The 1,061-nt window shown below is 44.7% G+C and carries 1 protein-coding gene; it reads left to right on the forward strand.

Going from position 1 to position 1,061, the window contains the following annotated elements; all coding sequences use genetic code 11:
• Nucleotides 1-1,061: FimV family protein (locus A3766_RS31230; RefSeq protein ID WP_369808632.1), on the forward strand; the 1,061-nt coding region annotated here is incomplete at both ends.

Consider the following 1,061-nt stretch of genomic DNA (forward strand, 5'->3'; position numbering starts at 1 on the left):
CTGGTTGTGTTTGTCCTCTGGTTGGTTTCGCGTAATAACGCTAAGCGTGAGCAAGAGTTTCAGGCAATGCACGATAGTGACGAAATTGAATATGAAGAAGAGGGCGAAGATGCGCTATCGTCGGAAGACGATTATCAGGATGCTGAAGAAGACGGCATGCAAGTTGAATCTTTAGATAGCCCTCTTGAAGATGATGACGAATACATAGATGAAGACTTATTTGCTGAAGAAGAGCCTGCCGTCTCTGGCGAGGAAAATGAGGATGTAATCGCTGAAGTTGATGTTTACATTGCCTATGGCAGACTGGATCAGGCTGCAGCAGTTCTTGAAAGTGCAATTTCAGAAGAACCTGTTAGAACAGACTTGCGCTTGAAGTTGCTGGAAGTATATAAGCAAAGTGGTGATACTGAAGCATTTAACCGCCAGTATAGCGAATTAGAAGCAATTCAGGATTCTGAAGCCTTAGATCAAGCGAGCGCTATCCGCGGAGATATGCTGGATGAGCAGTTGGTGTCGCTAGAAGATAAAGAACATGAGCTTGAGCTAGATCGCGAGATGGAAGAGGTTGAGGCCTCAAAACGCGAGGTTGAAGCGTCTATTGAGGCTGAAGCTGAAGCGCTTGAGGAAGAACCACAATCTTTTGACTTTGACAGTGTTGAACTAGATGAAGAGCATGATCTAGGTATTGATGAATCACTCGATGCAGAATTAACTGCTGACTTGGATGACTCGCTTCTAGAGCCTAGTGATGTGCTAGACGAAACTGTAGATGAGATTACTGATGAGTTGTCAGACTCTGGTGAGTTTGATGATGCGATTCTTGACGTGGATCTTGATGACATAGATTTAAGCGGCGAGCTTGAGCAAGAAACCGAGATTCAGCTGCCTTCAGATTTAAGTGATTCAGCCATCGTTGAATCATTAGCTCAGGGCGGAGAAGGAGATTTAGAGTCTGACGCAACATTAGGTGCCGAAAAGCCGGTTATCAGCGATGATATTCTTGAGCAAGCTTCAGATAAGATGAATGCAGATCAGTCGTTTGATGAAGACCTTGGTGATGC

It is taken from the genome of Oleiphilus sp. HI0132 (assembly GCF_001635845.1).